Source organism: Salinivibrio proteolyticus (assembly GCF_001996165.1).
In the GTDB taxonomy this organism is placed as follows: Bacteria; Pseudomonadota; Gammaproteobacteria; order Enterobacterales; family Vibrionaceae; genus Salinivibrio; species Salinivibrio proteolyticus.
Window position 1 is genome coordinate 235,374 of record NZ_MUFP01000005.1, and the last position, 18,808, is coordinate 254,181.

At 49.5% G+C, this 18,808-nt stretch carries 15 protein-coding genes; 3 read left to right on the forward strand and 12 right to left on the reverse strand.

The window, feature by feature from the left end:
- Nucleotides 1-38: 38 nt before the first annotated feature.
- From BZJ19_RS05250 to hrpA, 3 genes are all read right to left on the reverse strand, one after another.
- Nucleotides 39-896: a DNA ligase gene (locus BZJ19_RS05250; RefSeq protein ID WP_077674848.1), complete on the reverse strand. Its 858-nt coding sequence runs from the start codon at nt 894-896 to the stop codon at nt 39-41.
- A 172-nt stretch (nt 897-1,068) separates the two neighbouring features.
- Complete coding sequence (locus BZJ19_RS05255; protein WP_077674849.1) at nt 1,069-1,704, reverse strand: murein L,D-transpeptidase catalytic domain family protein; 636 nt, start codon at nt 1,702-1,704, stop codon at nt 1,069-1,071.
- Nucleotides 1,705-1,887: 183 nt separating this feature from the next.
- Nucleotides 1,888-5,781, reverse strand: a complete 3,894-nt coding sequence (gene hrpA / locus BZJ19_RS05260) for an ATP-dependent RNA helicase HrpA (protein WP_077674850.1) — start codon at nt 5,779-5,781, stop codon at nt 1,888-1,890.
- 225 nt (nt 5,782-6,006) lie between these two features.
- Here hrpA and BZJ19_RS05265 point away from each other — a divergent pair, with 225 nt between their 5' ends.
- Entirely contained in the window at nt 6,007-6,459 is a 453-nt protein-coding gene (locus BZJ19_RS05265) for a tellurite resistance TerB family protein (RefSeq protein WP_077674851.1), read from the forward strand.
- Here the strand turns inward: BZJ19_RS05265 and btuD are convergent.
- The 6 genes from btuD to pheS form a co-directional block, all read right to left on the reverse strand.
- Nucleotides 6,443-7,231, reverse strand: coding sequence for a vitamin B12 ABC transporter ATP-binding protein BtuD (gene btuD / locus BZJ19_RS05270; protein ID WP_077674852.1), 789 nt, complete (start codon nt 7,229-7,231; stop codon nt 6,443-6,445). The genes BZJ19_RS05265 and btuD overlap by 17 nt on opposite strands.
- Nucleotides 7,231-8,214 (reverse strand): vitamin B12 ABC transporter permease BtuC, encoded by a 984-nt coding sequence (btuC, locus tag BZJ19_RS05275; protein ID WP_077674853.1) that lies wholly within the window; start codon nt 8,212-8,214, stop codon nt 7,231-7,233. The genes btuD and btuC overlap by 1 nt, the downstream gene beginning before the upstream one ends.
- A gap of 62 nt (nt 8,215-8,276) precedes the next feature.
- A complete protein-coding gene (locus tag BZJ19_RS05280) occupies nt 8,277-9,317 on the reverse strand; it encodes a succinylglutamate desuccinylase (RefSeq protein ID WP_077674854.1) in 1,041 nt (346 codons plus the stop codon).
- A 174-nt stretch (nt 9,318-9,491) separates the two neighbouring features.
- Nucleotides 9,492-9,788, reverse strand: coding sequence for an integration host factor subunit alpha (ihfA, locus tag BZJ19_RS05285; RefSeq protein ID WP_069587653.1), 297 nt, complete (start codon nt 9,786-9,788; stop codon nt 9,492-9,494).
- A gap of 407 nt (nt 9,789-10,195) precedes the next feature.
- Complete coding sequence (gene pheT, locus BZJ19_RS05290) at nt 10,196-12,598, reverse strand: phenylalanine--tRNA ligase subunit beta (RefSeq protein ID WP_077674855.1); 2,403 nt, start codon at nt 12,596-12,598, stop codon at nt 10,196-10,198.
- Between the two features lie 19 nt (nt 12,599-12,617).
- Complete coding sequence (gene pheS, locus BZJ19_RS05295) at nt 12,618-13,601, reverse strand: phenylalanine--tRNA ligase subunit alpha (RefSeq protein ID WP_077479809.1); 984 nt, start codon at nt 13,599-13,601, stop codon at nt 12,618-12,620.
- Between the two features lie 373 nt (nt 13,602-13,974).
- Between pheS and BZJ19_RS05300 the strand changes: the two genes are divergently transcribed.
- Nucleotides 13,975-15,003 (forward strand): lipoate--protein ligase, encoded by a 1,029-nt coding sequence (locus BZJ19_RS05300; RefSeq protein ID WP_077479808.1) that lies wholly within the window; start codon nt 13,975-13,977, stop codon nt 15,001-15,003.
- 354 nt (nt 15,004-15,357) lie between these two features.
- Complete coding sequence (locus BZJ19_RS05305) at nt 15,358-16,746, forward strand: peptide MFS transporter (protein WP_069587649.1); 1,389 nt, start codon at nt 15,358-15,360, stop codon at nt 16,744-16,746.
- Nucleotides 16,747-16,857: 111 nt separating this feature from the next.
- On the opposite strand, the gene BZJ19_RS05310 is transcribed toward BZJ19_RS05305, so the two are convergent.
- The 3 genes from BZJ19_RS05310 to BZJ19_RS05320 are packed head-to-tail and all read right to left on the reverse strand — an operon-like array spanning nt 16,858 to nt 18,706.
- Nucleotides 16,858-17,661 carry a PhzF family phenazine biosynthesis protein gene (locus tag BZJ19_RS05310; RefSeq protein ID WP_077674856.1) on the reverse strand — a complete coding sequence of 268 codons (804 nt, stop codon included), beginning with the start codon at nt 17,659-17,661 and terminating at the stop codon, nt 16,858-16,860.
- Nucleotides 17,658-17,948 carry a hypothetical protein gene (locus BZJ19_RS05315; RefSeq protein ID WP_077641479.1) on the reverse strand — a complete coding sequence of 97 codons (291 nt, stop codon included), beginning with the start codon at nt 17,946-17,948 and terminating at the stop codon, nt 17,658-17,660. Before BZJ19_RS05315 ends, BZJ19_RS05310 begins: the two co-directional genes overlap by 4 nt.
- Nucleotides 17,945-18,706, reverse strand: a complete 762-nt coding sequence (locus BZJ19_RS05320; RefSeq protein ID WP_268794305.1) for a phosphotransferase — start codon at nt 18,704-18,706, stop codon at nt 17,945-17,947. Before BZJ19_RS05320 ends, BZJ19_RS05315 begins: the two co-directional genes overlap by 4 nt.
- Nucleotides 18,707-18,808 lie beyond the last annotated feature (102 nt).

Here is an 18,808-nt window from a genome sequence, read left to right on the forward strand (position 1 = left end):
CCGACCTGCAAACCCGCCAACCGTTGGGCGGGTTCTTTTTAAAGCATGGGTTTCTCGCGAATAAAACGCGCAAAGCGTGGGATGCCCTTTTCCGTTACACCATTGTGCCTAACCAAAATGGTACTTCCGATTTCAGGTGGTTCAGCCCGCTGTGCATCGCTAAAGCCTGATCCCACACGAAATTCAGTACCATCCGCAAGACGTACCACTAAGGACCCCATCAAGCCTTGTAACCGACCTTTTCCGGGCGTCATACCAATAACGGTGGCATCTTTCTCTTGGTAGGTTTTTAGCTTAACCAAGCTCTCTACGCGGTGTCCTAAGTACAGGCTATCGGGATGATGCAGCATCAACCCTTCCCCTCCCGATTCATTGATGGCAATAAGCTGGGCTTGGAGCGCGTCATTGTCAGTCACTGGCTTTTGCTTTACCAAGGCTAAGAATGGCGATGCGCTGTTGGCGACTATCTTTTTCAGTGCTGCATAGCGAGCAGAAAACGGGCCAGGTTGCTCCGGTAAATCAAACGCATAAAAACGAACGTTCTGCCACGCGTCAGGGTCTGGTTTATCGTCCAACACGGTACGCAATACGGTTTGAAACTCGCCTCTTCCGGCCCATAACTCACCATCTAAAGGCGTCGTTGGCAGCGTTCGAATCAATGCATCCGGTGCGTGAATGGGATTTCCTTGTCGAGTTAAGAATTGCGTGCCCGTCCAATAGGCGCGGATCCCATCCAGTTTTTCACTGGCCCAATAGCCACGATAGTCATGTTCGGCAATCTGCCCGTCAACACCATGCATCAACGCTGGCGCGGACGGTGCAGCATCCCCATCACTGCTAGAAAACAGGGTAAACGCGGAGAGTAAGCATAAAGTAACAGGATTTAGGCGTGCCATGCATTCCTCCTTAGTGGTTAAGGAGCATACGCTAGCGCGATAAAAGGCGTCTCAACATGCCTTTATTTTTTGTTGGTAGAGAATTTGCGTTCACGGTGAACAATGTGCAGGTGTTACATCGCCCACCGTGAAATGACTCGTGAAACCTCGTCCACTGCGCAATCAAGAACCATTAAGCTTGGCTGGCAAACGCATAAATAAAGGTGCCATTTTTTATTGCATCAATCACGCGCGCGGATAAGTAGCTAGGTAACGCCGGGCAGCCCCAGCTTCTACCTAATTGGCCGCTTTGTTTAATCACCTTAGGGTGAGCATAATCGGCACCGTGGATCACAATCGCTCTTGCGCGCGCATTATCGTTTAAGCCCTTCGAAAGCCCATCTAAACGCAGTGAGTAGCCATGTTTACCATGATAGGTTTCAGCCGCACGATAAACCCCTAATGATGTTTGCAAGGAATTAATCTGATTCGAGAAACGCTTTGCGTAAAGGGCGCCACTATTCTTGCCATGAGAGACATAAGAGCGAAATAGCACTTGGCGTTTTTTCACATTAATCACCCAARACCGCTTTTCTGACGACGGTTTGCCATAATCAATCAGCGTCATCACCGGTTTACTACTTTGGTTATGCTTAAAATGGCGATACGCATCAGAAAAGGCCTGATACGACACCTCACCAGCGAGGTTGAGAGACTGATATAAACCACTGACCTCATCTTTAAAACTGGCCCATACTGTGGTTGGCATGCTGAGCACTAACACATAAAAAACTACCCGATACCAAGGGGCCACACCTGCTTGTTTCATTTTTCTGCTCCTTACTTTGCCACTGCAAAACGAACGACCGAGCCGTTTGTTGTCCGTATTGGCAAAAACAAAAACCGTGCCATTTGACACGGTTTCTATTAACTATTGATATTTATATAAATTAATTATCGTTCACGATTTATCCATTCGCTGACGTCACACGGCGGCACGACCTTGCCGCGTTTAAATCGCCGCAATGGCGTTTTTAATCCGCTTGTCTGAAATCGGATAAGGCGTACCCAGTTGCTGCGCGAAGTAACTCACTCGAAGCTCTTCAATCATCCAGCGTATGGCTTTTACCTCATCAGGGAGAGTTTTGCCTTTCGGTAACTTATTCAGTAACGCCTTATAGTCATTCATCACAGATTCAATCTTGAGCATATGACTGCGATCTCGCGCTGGATCAATCGGCAGCTTCTCTAACCGACGCTCTATCGCTTTCATATAGCGTAAAATATCGGGCAGCCGCTGCCAGCCTGATTCGGTAGCAAAGCCCTTGTAAATCAGCCCTTCTAGCTGAGCTTTGATATCCGACATCGCAAACGCCATCGAAAGATCCACTTTGCCTTTCAGCTTTTTATTGATGCTAAAGGCATGGGTCAAAATCTGTTCGACCTGTTGAGCAATATCTACCACGGTATCGCCTAGCTCCGCACGCACCGTCTCTTTAAGGGCTTCAAATGCTTGCGCTTCCCAGGTTAACCCGCCGTGTTGCTCAATGAGCTTATCCACACCACAGGCGATACAGTCATCAATCAAATCCAAAACACGGCCATAAGGATTAAAATACAGACCGAGTTTCGACTTGTTGGGCAAATGGGTGTGCAGGTATTTTATCGGCGATGGCACATTGAGCAAGACCAATCGACGCTGCCCCGCTTGCATGGCTTTATGTTGTTGATCTTCAGTTTCGAAAAGACGGATAGCGACACTGTCTTTTTCATCAACTAAAGCCGGATACGCTTTGACTTCAAACCCGCTGCGCTTTTGCTGGTAGCGTTTCGGCAGTTCCCCAAATGTCCATTGGGTGAGTCCTTGCTGCTCAATGTCATCATCTGCCACGTCCGATAACGTCGCTTGCACCTTATCTTTCAGTGACAGTTTCAGAGCATGAAGATCTTCGCTTTCAGCCAAGGTGCGATTTTTATCATCCACGACGCGGAACTGAATGCGCAGATGCTCTGGCAGTTGCGCCAAATTCCAGCTGTCGCGCTCAATGGTGACACCGGACATCTGCTTTAAGGCTTTTTCCATGCTATCGAGCAAAGGCGCTTCCATGGGCGTCACTCGTTGTAAAACCGCATCCGCATAGTTTGGTGCCGGAACAAAGTTACGTCGTAACGGCTTGGGTAGCGATTTAATCAGCGCGACAATCAGCTCGTGACGTAGCCCGGGGACGTGCCAGTCAAAGCCTTCTTCTGATACCTGATTGAGAATCGGTAACGGGATATGCACCGTCACCCCATCATGGTCTTGGCCGGGTTCAAATTGGTAGCTCAGCTTGAGTTTTAGGTTGCCCTGATACCAAAAATTAGGGTAATCAAGTTCCGTGACATGACTGGCGTCGCCTTGCAGTAGCATGGCTTTTTCGAAGTTGAGCAGGTCGGGATTGTCTTCACGTGCCTTTTTCCACCAGGTATCAAAGTGACGCCCGCTGACCACACTATGATCGAGGCGCTGRTCGTAAAAGTCGAACAAGGTATCGTCGTCTGCCAAAATGTCGCGCCGGCGAGATTTGAGCTCGAGCTCCTCCACTTCCGCCAGCAGCTTTTGGTTTTGGCGGAAAAAGGCATGCTTGGTTTGCCAATCCCCCTCAACCAATGCCGAACGGATAAACAGCTCACGGCTAAGCACCGGGTCGATGGCGCCATAATTGACTTTACGGCTAGCCACAATTGGGATCCCGTATAGCGTGACCTTCTCGCTGGCCATTACAGCCGCTTGCTTGCGTGACCAATGTGGTTCACTGTAGCTGCGCTTAATCAAATGCTGCGCCAGTGGCTCTACCCATTCGGGTTGGATTCGCGCGACAATTCGCCCCCAGAGTTTCGAGGTTTCAACCAGCTCGGCAACCATCACCCATYTCGGCTGCTTTTTGAAAAGCCCAGAGCCCGGGAAAATATGGAATCGTGCGTTCCGCGCGCCTTGGTATTCATTCTTTTCTTGGTCTTTCAGGCCAATGTGACTTAATAGCCCAGCGAGCAGTGCCATGTGAATTGCCTGATAACTGGCAGGCTCTTGGTTGAATTGCGCATTCTGCTCTTTCATCACTTGGCTGATCTGATAGTGAACGTCTTGCCACTCTCGCACGCGCAGGTAATTGAGATAGTCTTTTTTGCACTGTTTACGGAACTGGTTATTCGACAGCGCTTTTTGCTGGTCTTTAACGTAATCCCAAAGATTTACATAGGCTAAAAAGTCCGACTCTTTATCGGCAAAACGACGATGCTTTTCATCCGCTTGTTGCTGCTTATCAGCCGGACGCTCACGTGGGTCTTGGATAGCCAAGGCCGCGGCAATCACCATCACCTCATGTAAGGCATCATGCTTGGGCGCCTCAATCACCATGCGTGCCAAACGCGGGTCAATCGGCAGTTTGGCCAAGGTTTTACCGATGGCGGTCAGTTTACGTTTGTCGGTGGCTTGGCCGGGCTTAATCGCCCCCAGCTCTTCGAGCAAACGGACACCATCTTTAATATGACGGCTATCAGGCGGCTGAACGAATGGGAAGGCTTGAATATCACCGAGCCCTATTGCCGTCATTTGCAGGATCACTGAGGCCAGATTTGTCCGCAGAATTTCTGGATCGGTAAATTCAGGACGGCCTAAAAAGTCCTCTTCGCTATACAAACGCACACAAATGCCTTCCGATACACGGCCACAGCGCCCTTTACGCTGGTTAGCACTGGCCTGTGAAATCGGCTCAATCGGCAGTCGCTGAACCTTAGTCCGGTAGCTATAGCGAGAAATCCGTGCCGTGCCGGGATCAATCACATACTTAATGCCCGGCACGGTTAGCGAGGTCTCGGCGACGTTGGTGGCCAGCACAACCCGGCGCCCCGAGTGGGATTGGAATACACGATTTTGCTCGCCAGCAGAAAGCCTTGCGTACAAGGGTAAAATCTCGGTATCGCGCAGTTGACGACGCTGAAGATGATCGGCGGTGTCGCGAATTTCACGCTCACCGTTCATAAAGATCAGGATATCACCCGGCCCTTCCTGACACAGCTCATCGACCGCATCGCTGATCGCTTCCAGCTGGTCACGATCGCTATCGTCCTCTTCCACCAATGGGCGGTAGCGCACTTCCACCGGATAAGTACGGCCAGACACCTCTATCATAGGCGCGTTATTAAAGTGCTTAGAAAAGCGCTCAGGATCGATGGTTGCCGAGGTAATGATGACTTTGAGATCAGGGCGCTTGGGCAATAACTCGCGCAAATAGCCGAGAATAAAATCGATGTTTAGGCTGCGCTCATGGGCTTCATCGATAATGATGCAGTCGTACTGATTCAGATACCGATCGTGCTGAATTTCGGCTAGCAAGATCCCGTCAGTCATCAGTTTGACTTGCGTCGACTCTGAGACTTTGTCGTTGAAGCGCACTTTATAACCCACGCTGCTGCCTAACTCGACGTCAAGCTCTTCAGCAATCCGTGAGGCGACCGAGCGTGCAGCCAAGCGACGTGGCTGAGTGTGACCTATGGTACCGGCGACGCCTAGCCCAAGCTCTATACAAATTTTGGGCAACTGAGTGGTTTTGCCTGAGCCCGTTTCCCCCGCAATGATCACTACTTGGTTATTCGCGATTGCTTCGGCAATGTCATCTTTCTTCTGACTGACTGGCAATGCTTCCGGATAGCGAACAGCAGGTGTATTGGCACGACGGGCGAGCAGGCGCTGCATACTCTGCGCCATTTCAGCGGCGATTTGATCGTAAACCGCCTGTTTGGCGTCGTCTTTTTTAATTTTTTGTGCGCCATGGATGCGCTTTTTAAAACGAAAACGGTCTTGCAGCATACAATCGTTTAACGCTGCAAACAGTGTCTCTGACGTGTTGTGATGACGTGAACTCAAGGCGATTCCTGCTTACTGCTTAATCTTTTAAGGCGTTTATCAGTGTCACAGCCGATAAATAAGGTTGATTGGAGACGCATCCTATCACAAAGTAAAAAGAAACAAAGCCGCGCCATCGACGCACAAACCGCCAATACGGTGTTGCTAAAGTAAACGTATTGCCCGTTCACTACGTACTCAATGTGTAAAGACGGCCAACAAACTCCGCAGTTTGGGAGAACAGCCATGCTAAAACAGCTTTTTAAAAAACTCGAATCCGCCCTCGCCGCTGACGCGACGCAACACAGTGACTCTGGACTATCGCTGCATCAAGCGATGGCCGGCTTATTGAGTGAGGTGGCGATGGCCGATCACGACATTGACGAGCGGGAGTTTGTGACTAAGCGCGATCGCATTTGCCAATTACTGAACCTCGAGCCATCACAAGCAGATACACTGTTGGCCGAGGCACAAGCCCACAGTAGACAAGCGACATCGCTATACGAATACACGGACAAGCTGCGTGATTTAGACCCACAAGCACGGATTGAACTGATTGAAGCCATGTGGTCGGTGGCGTATGCCGATGAAAATATCGACCCGCTCGAAGAAGCGGTGATCCGTAAAACCGCCGAGCTGCTTTATGTGGATCACGCGGAATTTATCAGGGCCAAGCTGAACGTCATCGAGGCGGATTAAGAGCGGCTTGCTCGCCAACTCGTACAATCACCGGGCCGTATGCGGTACTGACCTGCACTAAAGGGGTCGCAAATACGTCAGACAAGCGGGTGTCCGAGAGTACATCACGGGGTGCACCACTCGCCACCATCCGGCCTTGGTTGAGCAAAACCACGTTATCTGCATGCGTTAGGCTGCGGTTTAGGTCATGGTTTGCCATGACGACGCACAGTCCCTGCTTGGCGGCGTGAGTAATTTCTGCGTAAATCGCTTCTTGCTGAGCAACATCCAGCCCCGTCGCCGGCTCATCCAGCAATAACACAGAAGCTTGTGGGTTTAATTGCCTGTCAACTTGCAATAATACCCCAGCCAGCCTAACCCGTTGCCATTCGCCTCCCGACAAACTGTCAACACGACGATGAAGCTTGTCATCAATCGACAGCGATTGGCATACACGTCTGACCACCGCATCACGTGTAGACGCTTGGCCAAGCTGTAGACTGTCGATGACCAGATTGAGGTATTCATACACCGCCATCACGAAAGCAGGCTTTTGCTGTTGGATTAAGTAACCACGAAGATGCGCGAGATCTTGGCGGCGTAGGCCGGCGATAGCGGTATCTTGAATGCTCACCTGGCCATGTTCAGGCGTACCAAGCCCTGAAAGCAAATGTAATAAGGTGCTTTTGCCACTGCCGTTAGGGCCAATCAAATGCGTAACTTGCCCGGGCTGAAAGCGGATAGACAGAGGCAATAGACGCGGCGATAAGCTCAATTGATGTGCTGTTAACATTACACCGCCTTGACCAGCATCCAAATGAATAAAGGCGCACCAATCACGCTGGTCACTACCCCGACGGGGAGCTCTGCCGCATCAAGCAGTAATCGACCCAGCGTATCGGCACTGACCAGTAAAATCGCCCCAGCTAACGCCGACAAAGGCAACAAGTAGCGATTCCGACTGCCAAACCACAAACGCAAGTAGTGGGGCACCACAAGGCCAATAAAGCCAATCACGCCAGCTGCAGCTACCGATAACCCGACCAAGATGCTGATCAGCACAATCAATTGCCAACGCAATCGATGAGTATCTAGCCCCAATTGTTGCGCTTGTACATCACCAAGCATGAGTTGATCCAATTGCTGGCCAAAATGACACAATATCGCGATACACGGTGCAGTCAGCGCCAACCACGCGATATGGCTTAAGCGCATACCGGACAACGAACCCATCAGCCAATACATCAATTGGCGAAGGTTAAAATCGGAGCTGAAATAAAAGGCTAAGGTCACCACCGCCCCAGCAAGGATGCTCAAGGCTACGCCCACTAACAAGATGCGTGACGTCGCTAAGGCACGCCGAGCAAGTAACACCAATATCAGTGTAAAGAGGCTTGCACCGAGCATAGCCGCAACCGCCATCATGCCACCAGATGCCCATGCTGGCGCGAAAAAAAGCAACAACACGACCGCGACGCTGGCGCCGCCTGAGATCCCCAACACGCCGGGCTCGGCAAGCGGGTTACCGAGTAACACCTGTAAACTCGCTCCTGCGATGGCAAGTGACGCGCCAATGAGGATGGCCGCCATCACTCGCGGTAGACGCAGTTGTACCAGCAGCTGCGACTCTAATCCTGAGTGATTGCCAAACGGAGCGATCCAGATCTCCCCAACGCTCAGAGCAAATACGCCGACGACCAGTAACACACCACTAAATGCTAATAAAGCACGCCGCCATCTGGCTTGTTGGCGTGCAGTAAGTTCGGACACTCGCATGCGTCATCCATTATTTTGATTCTGTGACGCACTTTACAGACTGGCGAGAGGATTGAAAAGCGCTACGCGGTGGCTTTTTTTGGTACGTACACATAGAGAGGCTGACTCGCATCGGCTTCAAATGGTGTGGCCAGTAACCCAGCGCGATGACCCACTTGGACATTCGCGTTTGGGAAGATCACCACCTCACCGTCGTGTTCAGCATAAATCTCTTGCCCCTTGTCGGTCGCCAATAATGCGCCCTTTTCAAACGGTGTGAAGTTTWTGGCGGTGGAAGGAAACGTGAGTGCAAATTGCTCCGTGTGCTTGGTCAAGGTTCGGGTCACACGATAAAAGCGCATCGGCGCTAATTCAGTCGGCAACGTAGCGGCTTTTAACAAGCCCCGTAATGTGCGATCAAGTGGCTCGTACTCTCGCATATCATTTTCAAACAACGGCGCCACACGGCCCATTTCTAAGGTTGCAGCCAGCGCATTATGGTGGTTGGCACTATACCAACTAAAGGTCGGTGATGGTGATTGAGACAAGACAGTCGCATCCATTTTGGCGTCATTGAGTAATGCGGCCAATGGGCGCACGTCTTTCTCGGTCGGCGTGGTTGGGATCACGCCAAACATATAATGGTAGGACTCGCGAATGGCACTGTGTAAATCAAGATGCCAACGGGTCATGTTATCCGGTTGAGCCGCGAAGAAATCGCTCACCGCTTTTTGCAGCTGGTTGGCAAGGTAGTGCTCTTCGTTTTTTTCCTCATTCCAGCCTCCGAATAAGCGGTTAAGGTTATCTTCAATAAAACGAGTGTGTGCTTTAATCGCCTCAGCATGGCCAATGATCAGTAACAGTGGTACGTCTGGGGTAAATTGCCCTGCGAGCATATCCGAGAGCAGCTGATCAATCAGTTCAATCGGTGCAGTTTCGTCTCCATGGATCCCCGACGATAGCGCCACACAACGGGAAACGTTGGCCGCATCAGGTTGGATTGAGATAATACCGGGCGCACTGTGATTGAAGGTCAGCGATCCAACTCGCCATGAGTCTGGGGTAAAGGCGTGAGGTGCGGTCAATGCCGCATCAATAAAGGCACCAGGGCGTGCTGTCAGCATAATGCTTCCTTTTATTACAACTAGACAACAAAACGTTACAGCGACTTAACCGATAAACCCAGCGTTTTCCCTTCACAGTGTGATCATGTATAGACAAATTAAAAAGCCGCCAACCTTTCGGTCCGCGGCTTTTTATCCGTGGCATCGTCACCACTGGCACGAGTAACGCTCTGTTTATTTCTCTACCTTGGCGTTCTCAACCCGTGCTTTTAGTTTTTGGCCAGGTCGAAACGTCACAACGCGTCGCGCAGTGATTGGAATATCTTCCCCTGTTTTAGGGTTTCGACCGGGACGTTCATTCTTGTCTCGCAAGTCAAAATTACCAAAACCCGATAATTTCACTTGCTCGCCACTTTCGAGTGCTTTACGAACTTCTTCGAAAAACGCTTCGACTGTCTCCTTGGCGTCCCGTTTGCTAATCCCGATATTTTCAAACAGGTTCTCAGCCAAATCGGCTTTAGTGAGCGCCATAGGTTTTTCCCTCAAGAATTGTTGAACACATATGCAATACCGCAGTATCGACACCACCATTCTACACGTGGTCCACACGTCTTTAGCCCTTGTATTTTAGGGATATTTGAGGACCAACTCAAAACAAGTGTATGCCAACTGGCTGATTTGCGCCAACTTTTTTAAGTTGCAAAAGCAAGAACAGTGTCCAAAAATTTGACCTTTGTTACCAGCCACTTACCAAGCGTATTTTAGTCACGCTATTTGCATATATCCATTAGTGACTGATTTTAGGCAAATTTATCAATATCTGAGTGGATTTTATACAGATTTAGTGAATTTACTCAGCTTTTCAAACGGATAGATGTTAGATCAATTAGGCATAAAAAAAGCAGCGTTTCCGCTGCTTTTTTCTAATCAGAGTGGGATTAATCACGCAAAGTTACGCCCAGTTTTTCTGATAAATGGGCCACAACACCAGACACGGCATCGCTAATATCGGCTTCTTCCAACGTGCGCTCATCAGACTGAAGCGTAAGGGCAATCGCCAAGCTTTTCTTGCCTTCTTCCACCCCTTTGCCAGTGTAGAGGTCAAACAGTTTCGCCCCTTTCACCAACGCATTACCGCTTTCCAAGCAAGCAGCCACTACGTCACCAGACGCGAGTGCTTGGTCGGCAATCACCGCAATATCACGGCGGTTTGCTGGGAATTTAGAAAGGCCAGCGGCTTCTGGAATAAAGCGACTGTCAATGGCTTGCCACTCAATCTCAAACACCACGGTACGACCATTTAAGCCAAACTCACGCTCAAGCTCTGGGTGTAAGGTACCCATATAGCCAACGACCTTGCCATCCAATTCAATCGCAGCGGTTTGACCCGGGTGCATCGCTGGATGCTTGGCGGCGACAAAACGGAAGTCAGACAACTTACCGCTCAATTCAAGAACAGCTTCAAGATCGCCTTTCAAATCAAAGAAATCTGCCGTCGCCGTTGCCATATCCCAGTGCTCTTCACTACGAGGACCAGCAATCACACCCGCGAGCATACGCTCTTGACGAATATTTTCTTGACGAACAGCATCCGTCATATCGCCTTCTGGTGTGAAACGTAAACCAAACTCAAACAAACGCACGCGCGGTTGTTGACGTTTTTGGTTGTACGCCACTGTATTCAAAAGCCCTGGAAGCAGGCTCAAACGCATGGCTGACATGTCTGCAGAAATTGGGCTTGGTAGGATCAGCGGCTCAACCTCTGGCACAATCAACGCTTGCTGTTTTGGCTCGACAAAGCTGTAGGTAATTGCCTCGTGGAAGCCACGGTCAACCAACAAATCGCGTACACGTTTTATCGGCATCGCGGCTTCTTGATGCTCGCGCATAGTCAGTGCGGCTTTCGGTGCGCGCGTAGGAATGTTGTCGTATCCATAGATACGGCCCACTTCCTCAATCAAGTCTTGCTCAATGGCAATATCAAAACGCCAGCTTGGTGCTGTCGCCTGCCAACCTTCTTGCGTCTGCGAGACGCCACAGCCAAGACGGGTCAGAATGTCGGTAACGGTTGCATCGTCGATATGATGACCCAGCAGGCGATCGAGTTTCTCGCGGCGCAAAGTCACAGTGTCACGCTTAGGCAGATGCTCAGATGACTCACCCACCACAATTTCACCGGCTTCTCCGCCACAAATCGCGATCAATAGTTCAGTCGCACGCTCCATCGCAGCAGTTTGTAGTGCTGGATCAACGCCGCGCTCAAAGCGGTGTGACGAGTCAGTATGCAAACCATAGTTACGTGCACGGCCACGAATGGCTTCAGGTGCAAAGAATGCGGACTCCAATAAGATGTCTTGAGTTTCCGACGTCACACCTGAGTCTTGACCACCAAAAATTCCCGCCATCGCCAAGGCTTTTTGGTCATCGGCAATTACCAGTGTTTGCGCATTTAGCTTCGCTTCGTTGCCATCGAGTAAGGTCAGTGCTTCGCCTTCTTCTGCAAGACGCACGACGATGCCGCCTTCAATTTTGCTGAGGTCAAACGCGTGCATCGGCTGACCTTGTTCGAGCATCACATAGTTGGTGACATCGACTATAGGATCAATGGCACGAATGCCGCTGCGACGCAGTTTTTCTTGCATCCAAAGCGGCGTTTGTGCGCCAACATTGACATTGCGAACGACGCGGCCGAGGTAACGTGGACATGCCTGAGGTGCATCAATACGTACCGTGACTTTATCATCAATGCTAGGTGCCACTGGGGTAATGGTCGGCTCAACAACATCGGCGCGGTTGAGAACCCCCACTTCGCGAGCGAGGCCACGGAGGCTCAAGCAATCAGCGCGGTTAGGTGTTAAATCAACATCAATCGCAGCGTCATTGAGTGACAAGTACTCGCGAATATCGGTGCCAATTGGCGCATCGGTCGGCAGTTCAATAATGCCATCGGATTCCACATCGATACCCAGCTCGGTAAAAGAGCACAGCATTCCGAAAGATGGCTGACCACGCAGCTTCGCTTTTTTGATCTTAAAGTTTCCGGGAAGGACCGCACCAACGGTCGCTACTGCAACTTTTAAGCCTTGGCGACAGTTTGGTGCACCACAAACAATATCAAGTAGCTCATCACCGCCAACATTGATTTTGGTGACACGCAGTTTATCCGCATCCGGATGCTGACCACACTCAACCACTTCGCCAACCACTACGCCGGAAAAGTCACCGGCCACTGGCGCGATTTCGTCTACTTCCAAGCCAGCCATCGTGATTTGGTGGGCAAGCGCCTCGGTGTCGTTTGCTGGGCTCACCCACTCTCTCAGCCAAGATTCACTGAATTTCATTATTACCTTGCCCCACTGATTACTTAAATTGTTTCAAAAAGCGCAGATCGTTCTCGAAGAACGCACGAAGGTCATTCACGCCATAACGCAACATGGTTAAGCGCTCTACCCCGATACCGAAGGCAAAACCTTGGTACGTTTCTGGGTCGATGTTTACCGCGCGTAGGACATTCGGGTGAACCATGCCACAGCCTAAAATCTCAAGCCACTTGCCACCTTTACGGCGCACATCCACTTCTGCTGACGGCTCAGTAAACGGGAAGTAAGACGGACGGAAACGCACTTCTAAATCTTCTTCAAAGAAGTTACGCAAAAAGTCATTTAACACGCCTTTCAGGTCAGCGAAGTTAATGTCTTTATCAACCAATAAACCTTCCACTTGGTGGAACATGGGTGTATGGGTTTGGTCGTAATCATTTCGATAAACACGGCCCGGCGCGATAATGCGGAATGGTGGCTTACCCGCTTCCATAGTACGAATTTGTACACCCGAGGTATGGGTTCGCAACATCAGATCAGGGTTGAAGAAGAAAGTATCATGGTCTGTGCGTGCCGGATGGTCCGCAGCAATGTTCAACGCATCAAAGTTATGGAAGCCGTCTTCGACTTCTGGGCCAGCGGCAACAGAAAAGCCTAACTCACCAAAAAACTGTTCGATACGCTCAATAGTACGCGTTACAGGGTGAATACCACCGTTTTCAATACGACGGCCCGGCAAGCTGACATCAATGGTTTCGGCCGCAAGCTTCGCTTCCAACTCGGCGCGCTCAAGTGCATTCTTACGCTCAGCAATCGCTTGTTGTACGGTTTGCTTCGCTTGGTTGATCGTTTGACCTGCTTCACGACGCTCTTCCGGAGGCAATTTACCTAAAGCTTGTAATTGCGCGGTTAATTCACCTTTCTTACCCAGGAATTTCACCCGGACCTCATCCAGTGCAGCAACGGATGCGGCACTGGCGATCGCCGCTGTTGCGCTAGCAAGAATTTCTTCTAATTGTTGCATTGTTTCCTCGTCGACCCGTGGGGCTGTCCAACCAGATTAAAGAAGTGGCATACCAGTTGGAAATCGTGGTTTACCAATTGTCTGAGCAAACTGACAGAGCGCCGATTTGCACTACCATGCCAATTAACTGAGAGAACGGGTAATAAAAATGACCTTACATACTAATTAATGCCACGGCTAATGCCAAACCCTAAACCGCTTTTGTTGGATTTTTCCACACTGATTTGAGGAGAAAAAGTAAATTTGTCTGCTCTTTAAGCAGAGTTGTCAGTCTTAGCGACGCTCGGTGATGATTTTTATTGCTATTTGTTCCCGCTCGCCTCAGTGAGTTTGTTATTCTACTGCCCAGCTTTTTGACTGATTGGAGCCTTGCATGAACCCTAACTCTCTGCCGCTGCGCGTTTTTGTATCCACGTCCACTCACCCTTGGTTCAATCTTGCCGTGGAAGACACCATATTTCGCACCATGTCGGCCCAACAAAATGTGCTGTTCTTGTGGCGCAATGACAATACGGTGGTCATTGGACGCGGTCAGAATCCTTGGCGCGAATGTAATACGCGAAAGATGGAAGAGGACAAGGTAGTCTTAGCGCGTCGTCAAAGTGGCGGTGGCGCAGTGTTTCATGATCTCGGCAATACCAATTTCACCTTCATGGCAGGCAAACCCGGCTATGATAAATCCATTTCTACGCAAATTGTCCTTGATGCGCTCAAGTCGCTTGGCGTGAATGCCTCCGCCAGTGGACGCAACGATTTGGTTATGGACACCCCTGAAGGACAACGTAAAATTTCTGGCTCTGCGTATAAAGAAGCCAAAGATCGTGGTTTTCATCATGGCACATTGTTGATTAACGCCGATCTATCTCGATTGGGTGATTACCTCAACCCCGACCCCAAAAAACTGCAAGCCAAAGGCATTACGTCAGTCCGCGCTCGCGTCGCTAACATTGCGGAGTTTGTGCCATCGGTGGATCACGAAAAGGTCTGTGACGCCATCAAGCAAGCATTCTTCGCGCACTTTGGTCAGCACACTGAGATTGAATACATTTCTCCCCAAGCAAAACCCGACGTCGAAGGGTTTGATGCTATCTACGAGAAGCAATGCAGTTGGGAATGGAACTTTGGCCAAAGTCCGCAATTTATGCACACCTTTGACGAGCGATTTGATTGGGGTGGCGTTGAATTACACTTGGACGTCAAACACGGTGAGATTGTGGACTGTAAACTGTTTACCGATAGCCTGACGCCCGGTCCGTTAGAGTTACTGGCCAATCAAATGGTGGGGCAAGCGTATCACCACGAAAAGCTTTATCACTTTGTGATGAGCTGGGCTGATGCCGATCAGAGCCACCAAACTATGTACGAAGATATTGCACTGTGGCTACGTAGCGCGATTGTCTGATTTCTCCCCAAACGCACTCGCCATAGTGACATATGTCACATAAACACCCTTCTTTTGATCCCACTCAAAGATTTAAGAGGCTGCTACACCAACTATGATGGTGGCAGCCTTTTTTGAAACCATCAAAACACAATATTTCAATTGCCTGCTCGAAAGTTAATCAAATGACTCATGAGGAGATTGATTAATAGATTTTAATTTTGGTAAAAAACCATTACTCTAGATTTAAATATTTTGTTACAAATTACGCTTAAGGAGCTCACCTAACCACAACCTTCCCCCTTGGCGACGTACTGCACGCCAAATGATGAAATGCAGACCCAACAAAAACTTTAAGTGAATAATTAGATAGTTATGGAAAACCAAAAGAATATACTCGGCCACCCTCGTGGGCTATTTTTGCTTTTTGGCACTGAGCTTTGGGAGCGCTTTTCGTACTACGCGATGCGCGCTATTCTCGTCCTTTATTTGACCGATCAGACCATTAACGGTGGCTTAGGCTGGTCAACCAAAGATGCACTTGAGCTTTACGGCTACTACACAGGCTTGGTCTACATCACACCATTAATTGGTGGATGGTTTGCCGACAACTATATTGGTCAGCGACGTGCGGTGGTGTTCGGTGGTGCCTTAATGGCCATCGGTCAGTTCACCCTTGCATTTCCCGCTCACCAATATGGCTTGGATATCGTGCATACCTTATATGCCGGCCTCGCCTTACTGATCACTGGTTGTGGCCTGTTAAAGCCCAATATTTCAACCATGGTTGGCGACCTGTATAACGAAGGTGATCACCGCCGAGATGGTGCCTTTACCATCTTTTACATGGGGATCAATATTGGTTCACTGCTCGCCGGTTTTGTCTCTGGTACAGTGACGAGTGCTTACGGTTGGCAATACGGTTTCTTCGCGGCAGGCGTTGGTATGCTAATCAGTTTGGCAATCCAGCTTACAATGGCGAACTCATGGCTGGGCGAAATCGGTAAAGTACCCGCCGCACAACAAGCGCGAGACGCCAATAAGTCAACCACCAATGCCCCACTGACGAAAAAAGAAATCGATCGCCTCAAAGTAATTTTATTGATGGGCTTGTTCGTGATCATTTTTTGGGCTGGCTTCGAGCAAGCAGGTGGACTGATGAATATCTATACCCAACAATACACAGATCGTATGGTGGGTAGTTTTGAGATCCCTGCGGCTTGGTTCCAATCGCTTAATCCATTCTTCATCATCGTGTTTGCCCCAATTGTTGCATCACTATGGGTTCGCTTGGGCAGTAAAGAGCCAAGTTCACCCGTGAAGTTCGCAATGGCGCTATTTATGCTCGCGTTAGGATTTGTGTTCATGATTGGCGCCGTTTTAGAACAAGGTGGCGACACGGCGGTTAAAACCTCTATGTTCTGGCTGGTGGGCGCGTTCTTCTTCCATACTATGGGCGAGCTTTGTCTCTCTCCAATCGGCTTATCGCTAGTCACCAAGCTTGCACCACTACGTTTGGCCTCGCTAATGATGGGGGCATGGTTTGGCTTTAACGCCGTCGCTAACTATGTGGCAGGTATTATTGGCTCACATGTGGGCGATTACGGTGCCATGGCCATCTTCGGTGGCATTGCAGCAACAGCCGCGATTTCCGGCGTGATCTTATTGGCGCTATCCGGCACGCTAATTCGTTGGATGCACGGTGCTGAATCTGGTGCCACACCAAGTGAAGAAATCGAACAACAACAAGTACAAGTGGCGTAATACACCCACTTCACCACTGAAAAAGAGGCCATTTGGCCTCTTTTTTGTGGCTATTAACCGCGGAGGAATTTATTCTGCGCCTTGAAAATATACCGCGAGGAAAATAAATGACTACTTCTTACTTAAATCCAGCTTTCCGCTAAATACGGTTACTGCTTGGCCTTGTAGCAACACATGGTCTTCGCTAAGCTTCATCTTGATATACCCACCGCGTGCGGATGCTTGATAACCGATAAGCTGCTTTTTACTCAACGCTTGTGACCAATACACTGCCAACGCGCAATGCGCCGAACCCGTCACGGGATCTTCATTCACCCCCACCCAAGGGGCGAAGTAGCGAGAGACAATATCGACCGTATTATCAGAGCTTGCCGCAGTCACCACCACGCCACGTCCAGGGTGCGTATTTAGCGCAGCAAAATCCGGAGACAGCGCTTTTACATCGTCTTCAGAATCAACCACCAATAGCTCTTTTTCACCAAAGCAATAACTCGCGCGGATAATAGAGCCATGTAGACCTAAAGCTTCTAGCCGCGATGGGGTTGGCGTTACTTCTATCAGCTCAGGAACAGGAAATGCCATCGCTATCCCCTCACGTTGTACCGTCACCTCAAGAGGCCCAGACTGCGTATAAAAAGTGACATTGTCACTAATTTTGACGTCACCACGCTCGGCCAAAACATGTGCTGTGGCGAGTGTGCCATGACCGCAGAGTGCAACTTCAACTCTCGGTGTAAACCAGCGTAAGGACATGGTATCTAAGGCAAGAAATGCAGTTTCAGATACCGCCATTTCCTCGGCAATAGCCAACATGGTAGCTTCATCCAACATGGACGCCGAGATACACACCCCTGCCGGGTTTCCCTGAAACAATGACACACTAAAGGCATCAACCTGATACATATCCACAATCATGATTTCATTCCAAGCCGGCGACGCAGCGAATGATACATTTCCATGATAAAGGTCGTAAAGCCAACGGTAGGATCGTGCTGTATGTAATCCTCGATTGTATTGAGATTAATCTGGCGGAATTTTTCAATCGCAGTCTCCGCACAATCAGCAACAATCACATCTCCTTCGATGATCAACCCCTGCTCTAACAATGCTTCTTTTTCAGCAAGGTAGCTGGGGGATTCCTTGATCAAGTAAGTAAACTGGTCACAGTTGTTAGGCTGACAAAAAAAGACATATTGGTTCATCGTATATCCTTATCGTTTTTTAGGTGGTGAGCGACACGACACCACTGCTGAGAAAAAGGCAGAAAATCTTGATGAGGAATAAAGCGCTTTGCAGCAACATTATTATGTAAGTACACCTGCTCTAGCGGCCAAATATGGTGATCAGCATATATCCCCCAAGCTCTGGCTCCATCTATCAGTTCCTCGCCAGCCAATGGTAAATGCGACGTATAGCCGCCAATAAAGGCACTTGATAGCAGAGGATCCATTTGAAACATATATGCACATGCCCGTATCACATCATAGGCAGGTGGCATATTCTGCAATAAATCCCAATCAATCAGCCCTGACACTGCACTATGCCTATCGAAAAAGAGATTAGCCTGATGGTAGTCGCCGTGAATTAGTTGACGCTGAGTGGCTATTTTGTATTGGTGCACGCTGTTGTTATTCGCCAAGTACTCTTGCTGTTTTTCAGCACGGCGCATTGCCCAGTAGTTGTCATCGCTGGTAGGTGCATGACGAATTCGTTTAATGATCGTTTCTAGTTTGCGTAACCAAACCTCTTTTTCCCAACTAAGGGTAATCGACGGAAAGGCGCTACCATCATGATGAACAAGCGCGCTATGCACTAGTGCGAGCGCAAAACCCGCCGATTGAGCCTGAACTAACGAGAGTGTACTCACGGAGTTCCCATGAGCTGCAGGGTACAGAGCGTAAGATGCACCATTAAATTTGATTAACGTTAACGCTTTGTCCGTGAAGCAAGGAGCAATCACAAACGGCAGCTTGGGCCGCTAACGAGCGCTGAATCTGATGAGACTGTAAGATTTGCTCGTCAGTTAAGGTTTGATAACAGCGCAGAAAGTAGGTATGCCTAG

Bases quoted from the DNA above. Each gene is read 5' to 3' on its own strand.
- BZJ19_RS05250 (WP_077674848.1), bottom strand. From the start codon at position 896: ATGGCACGCCTAAATCCTGTTACTTTATGCTTACTCTCCGCGTTTACC.
- ihfA (WP_069587653.1), bottom strand. From the start codon at position 9,788: ATGGCGCTCACTAAAGCCGATTTGGCTGAGAACCTGTTTGAAAATATC.
- pheS (WP_077479809.1), bottom strand. From the start codon at position 13,601: ATGCAACAATTAGAAGAAATTCTTGCTAGCGCAACAGCGGCGATCGCC.
- pheT (WP_077674855.1), bottom strand. From the start codon at position 12,598: ATGAAATTCAGTGAATCTTGGCTGAGAGAGTGGGTGAGCCCAGCAAAC.
- btuD (WP_077674852.1), bottom strand. From the start codon at position 7,231: ATGTTAACAGCACATCAATTGAGCTTATCGCCGCGTCTATTGCCTCTG.
- BZJ19_RS05300 (WP_077479808.1), top strand. From the start codon at position 13,975: ATGAACCCTAACTCTCTGCCGCTGCGCGTTTTTGTATCCACGTCCACT.
- BZJ19_RS05315 (WP_077641479.1), bottom strand. From the start codon at position 17,948: ATGAACCAATATGTCTTTTTTTGTCAGCCTAACAACTGTGACCAGTTT.
- btuC (WP_077674853.1), bottom strand. From the start codon at position 8,214: ATGCGAGTGTCCGAACTTACTGCACGCCAACAAGCCAGATGGCGGCGT.
- BZJ19_RS05265 (WP_077674851.1), top strand. From the start codon at position 6,007: ATGCTAAAACAGCTTTTTAAAAAACTCGAATCCGCCCTCGCCGCTGAC.
- BZJ19_RS05305 (WP_069587649.1), top strand. From the start codon at position 15,358: ATGGAAAACCAAAAGAATATACTCGGCCACCCTCGTGGGCTATTTTTG.
- BZJ19_RS05310 (WP_077674856.1), bottom strand. From the start codon at position 17,661: ATGATTGTGGATATGTATCAGGTTGATGCCTTTAGTGTGTCATTGTTT.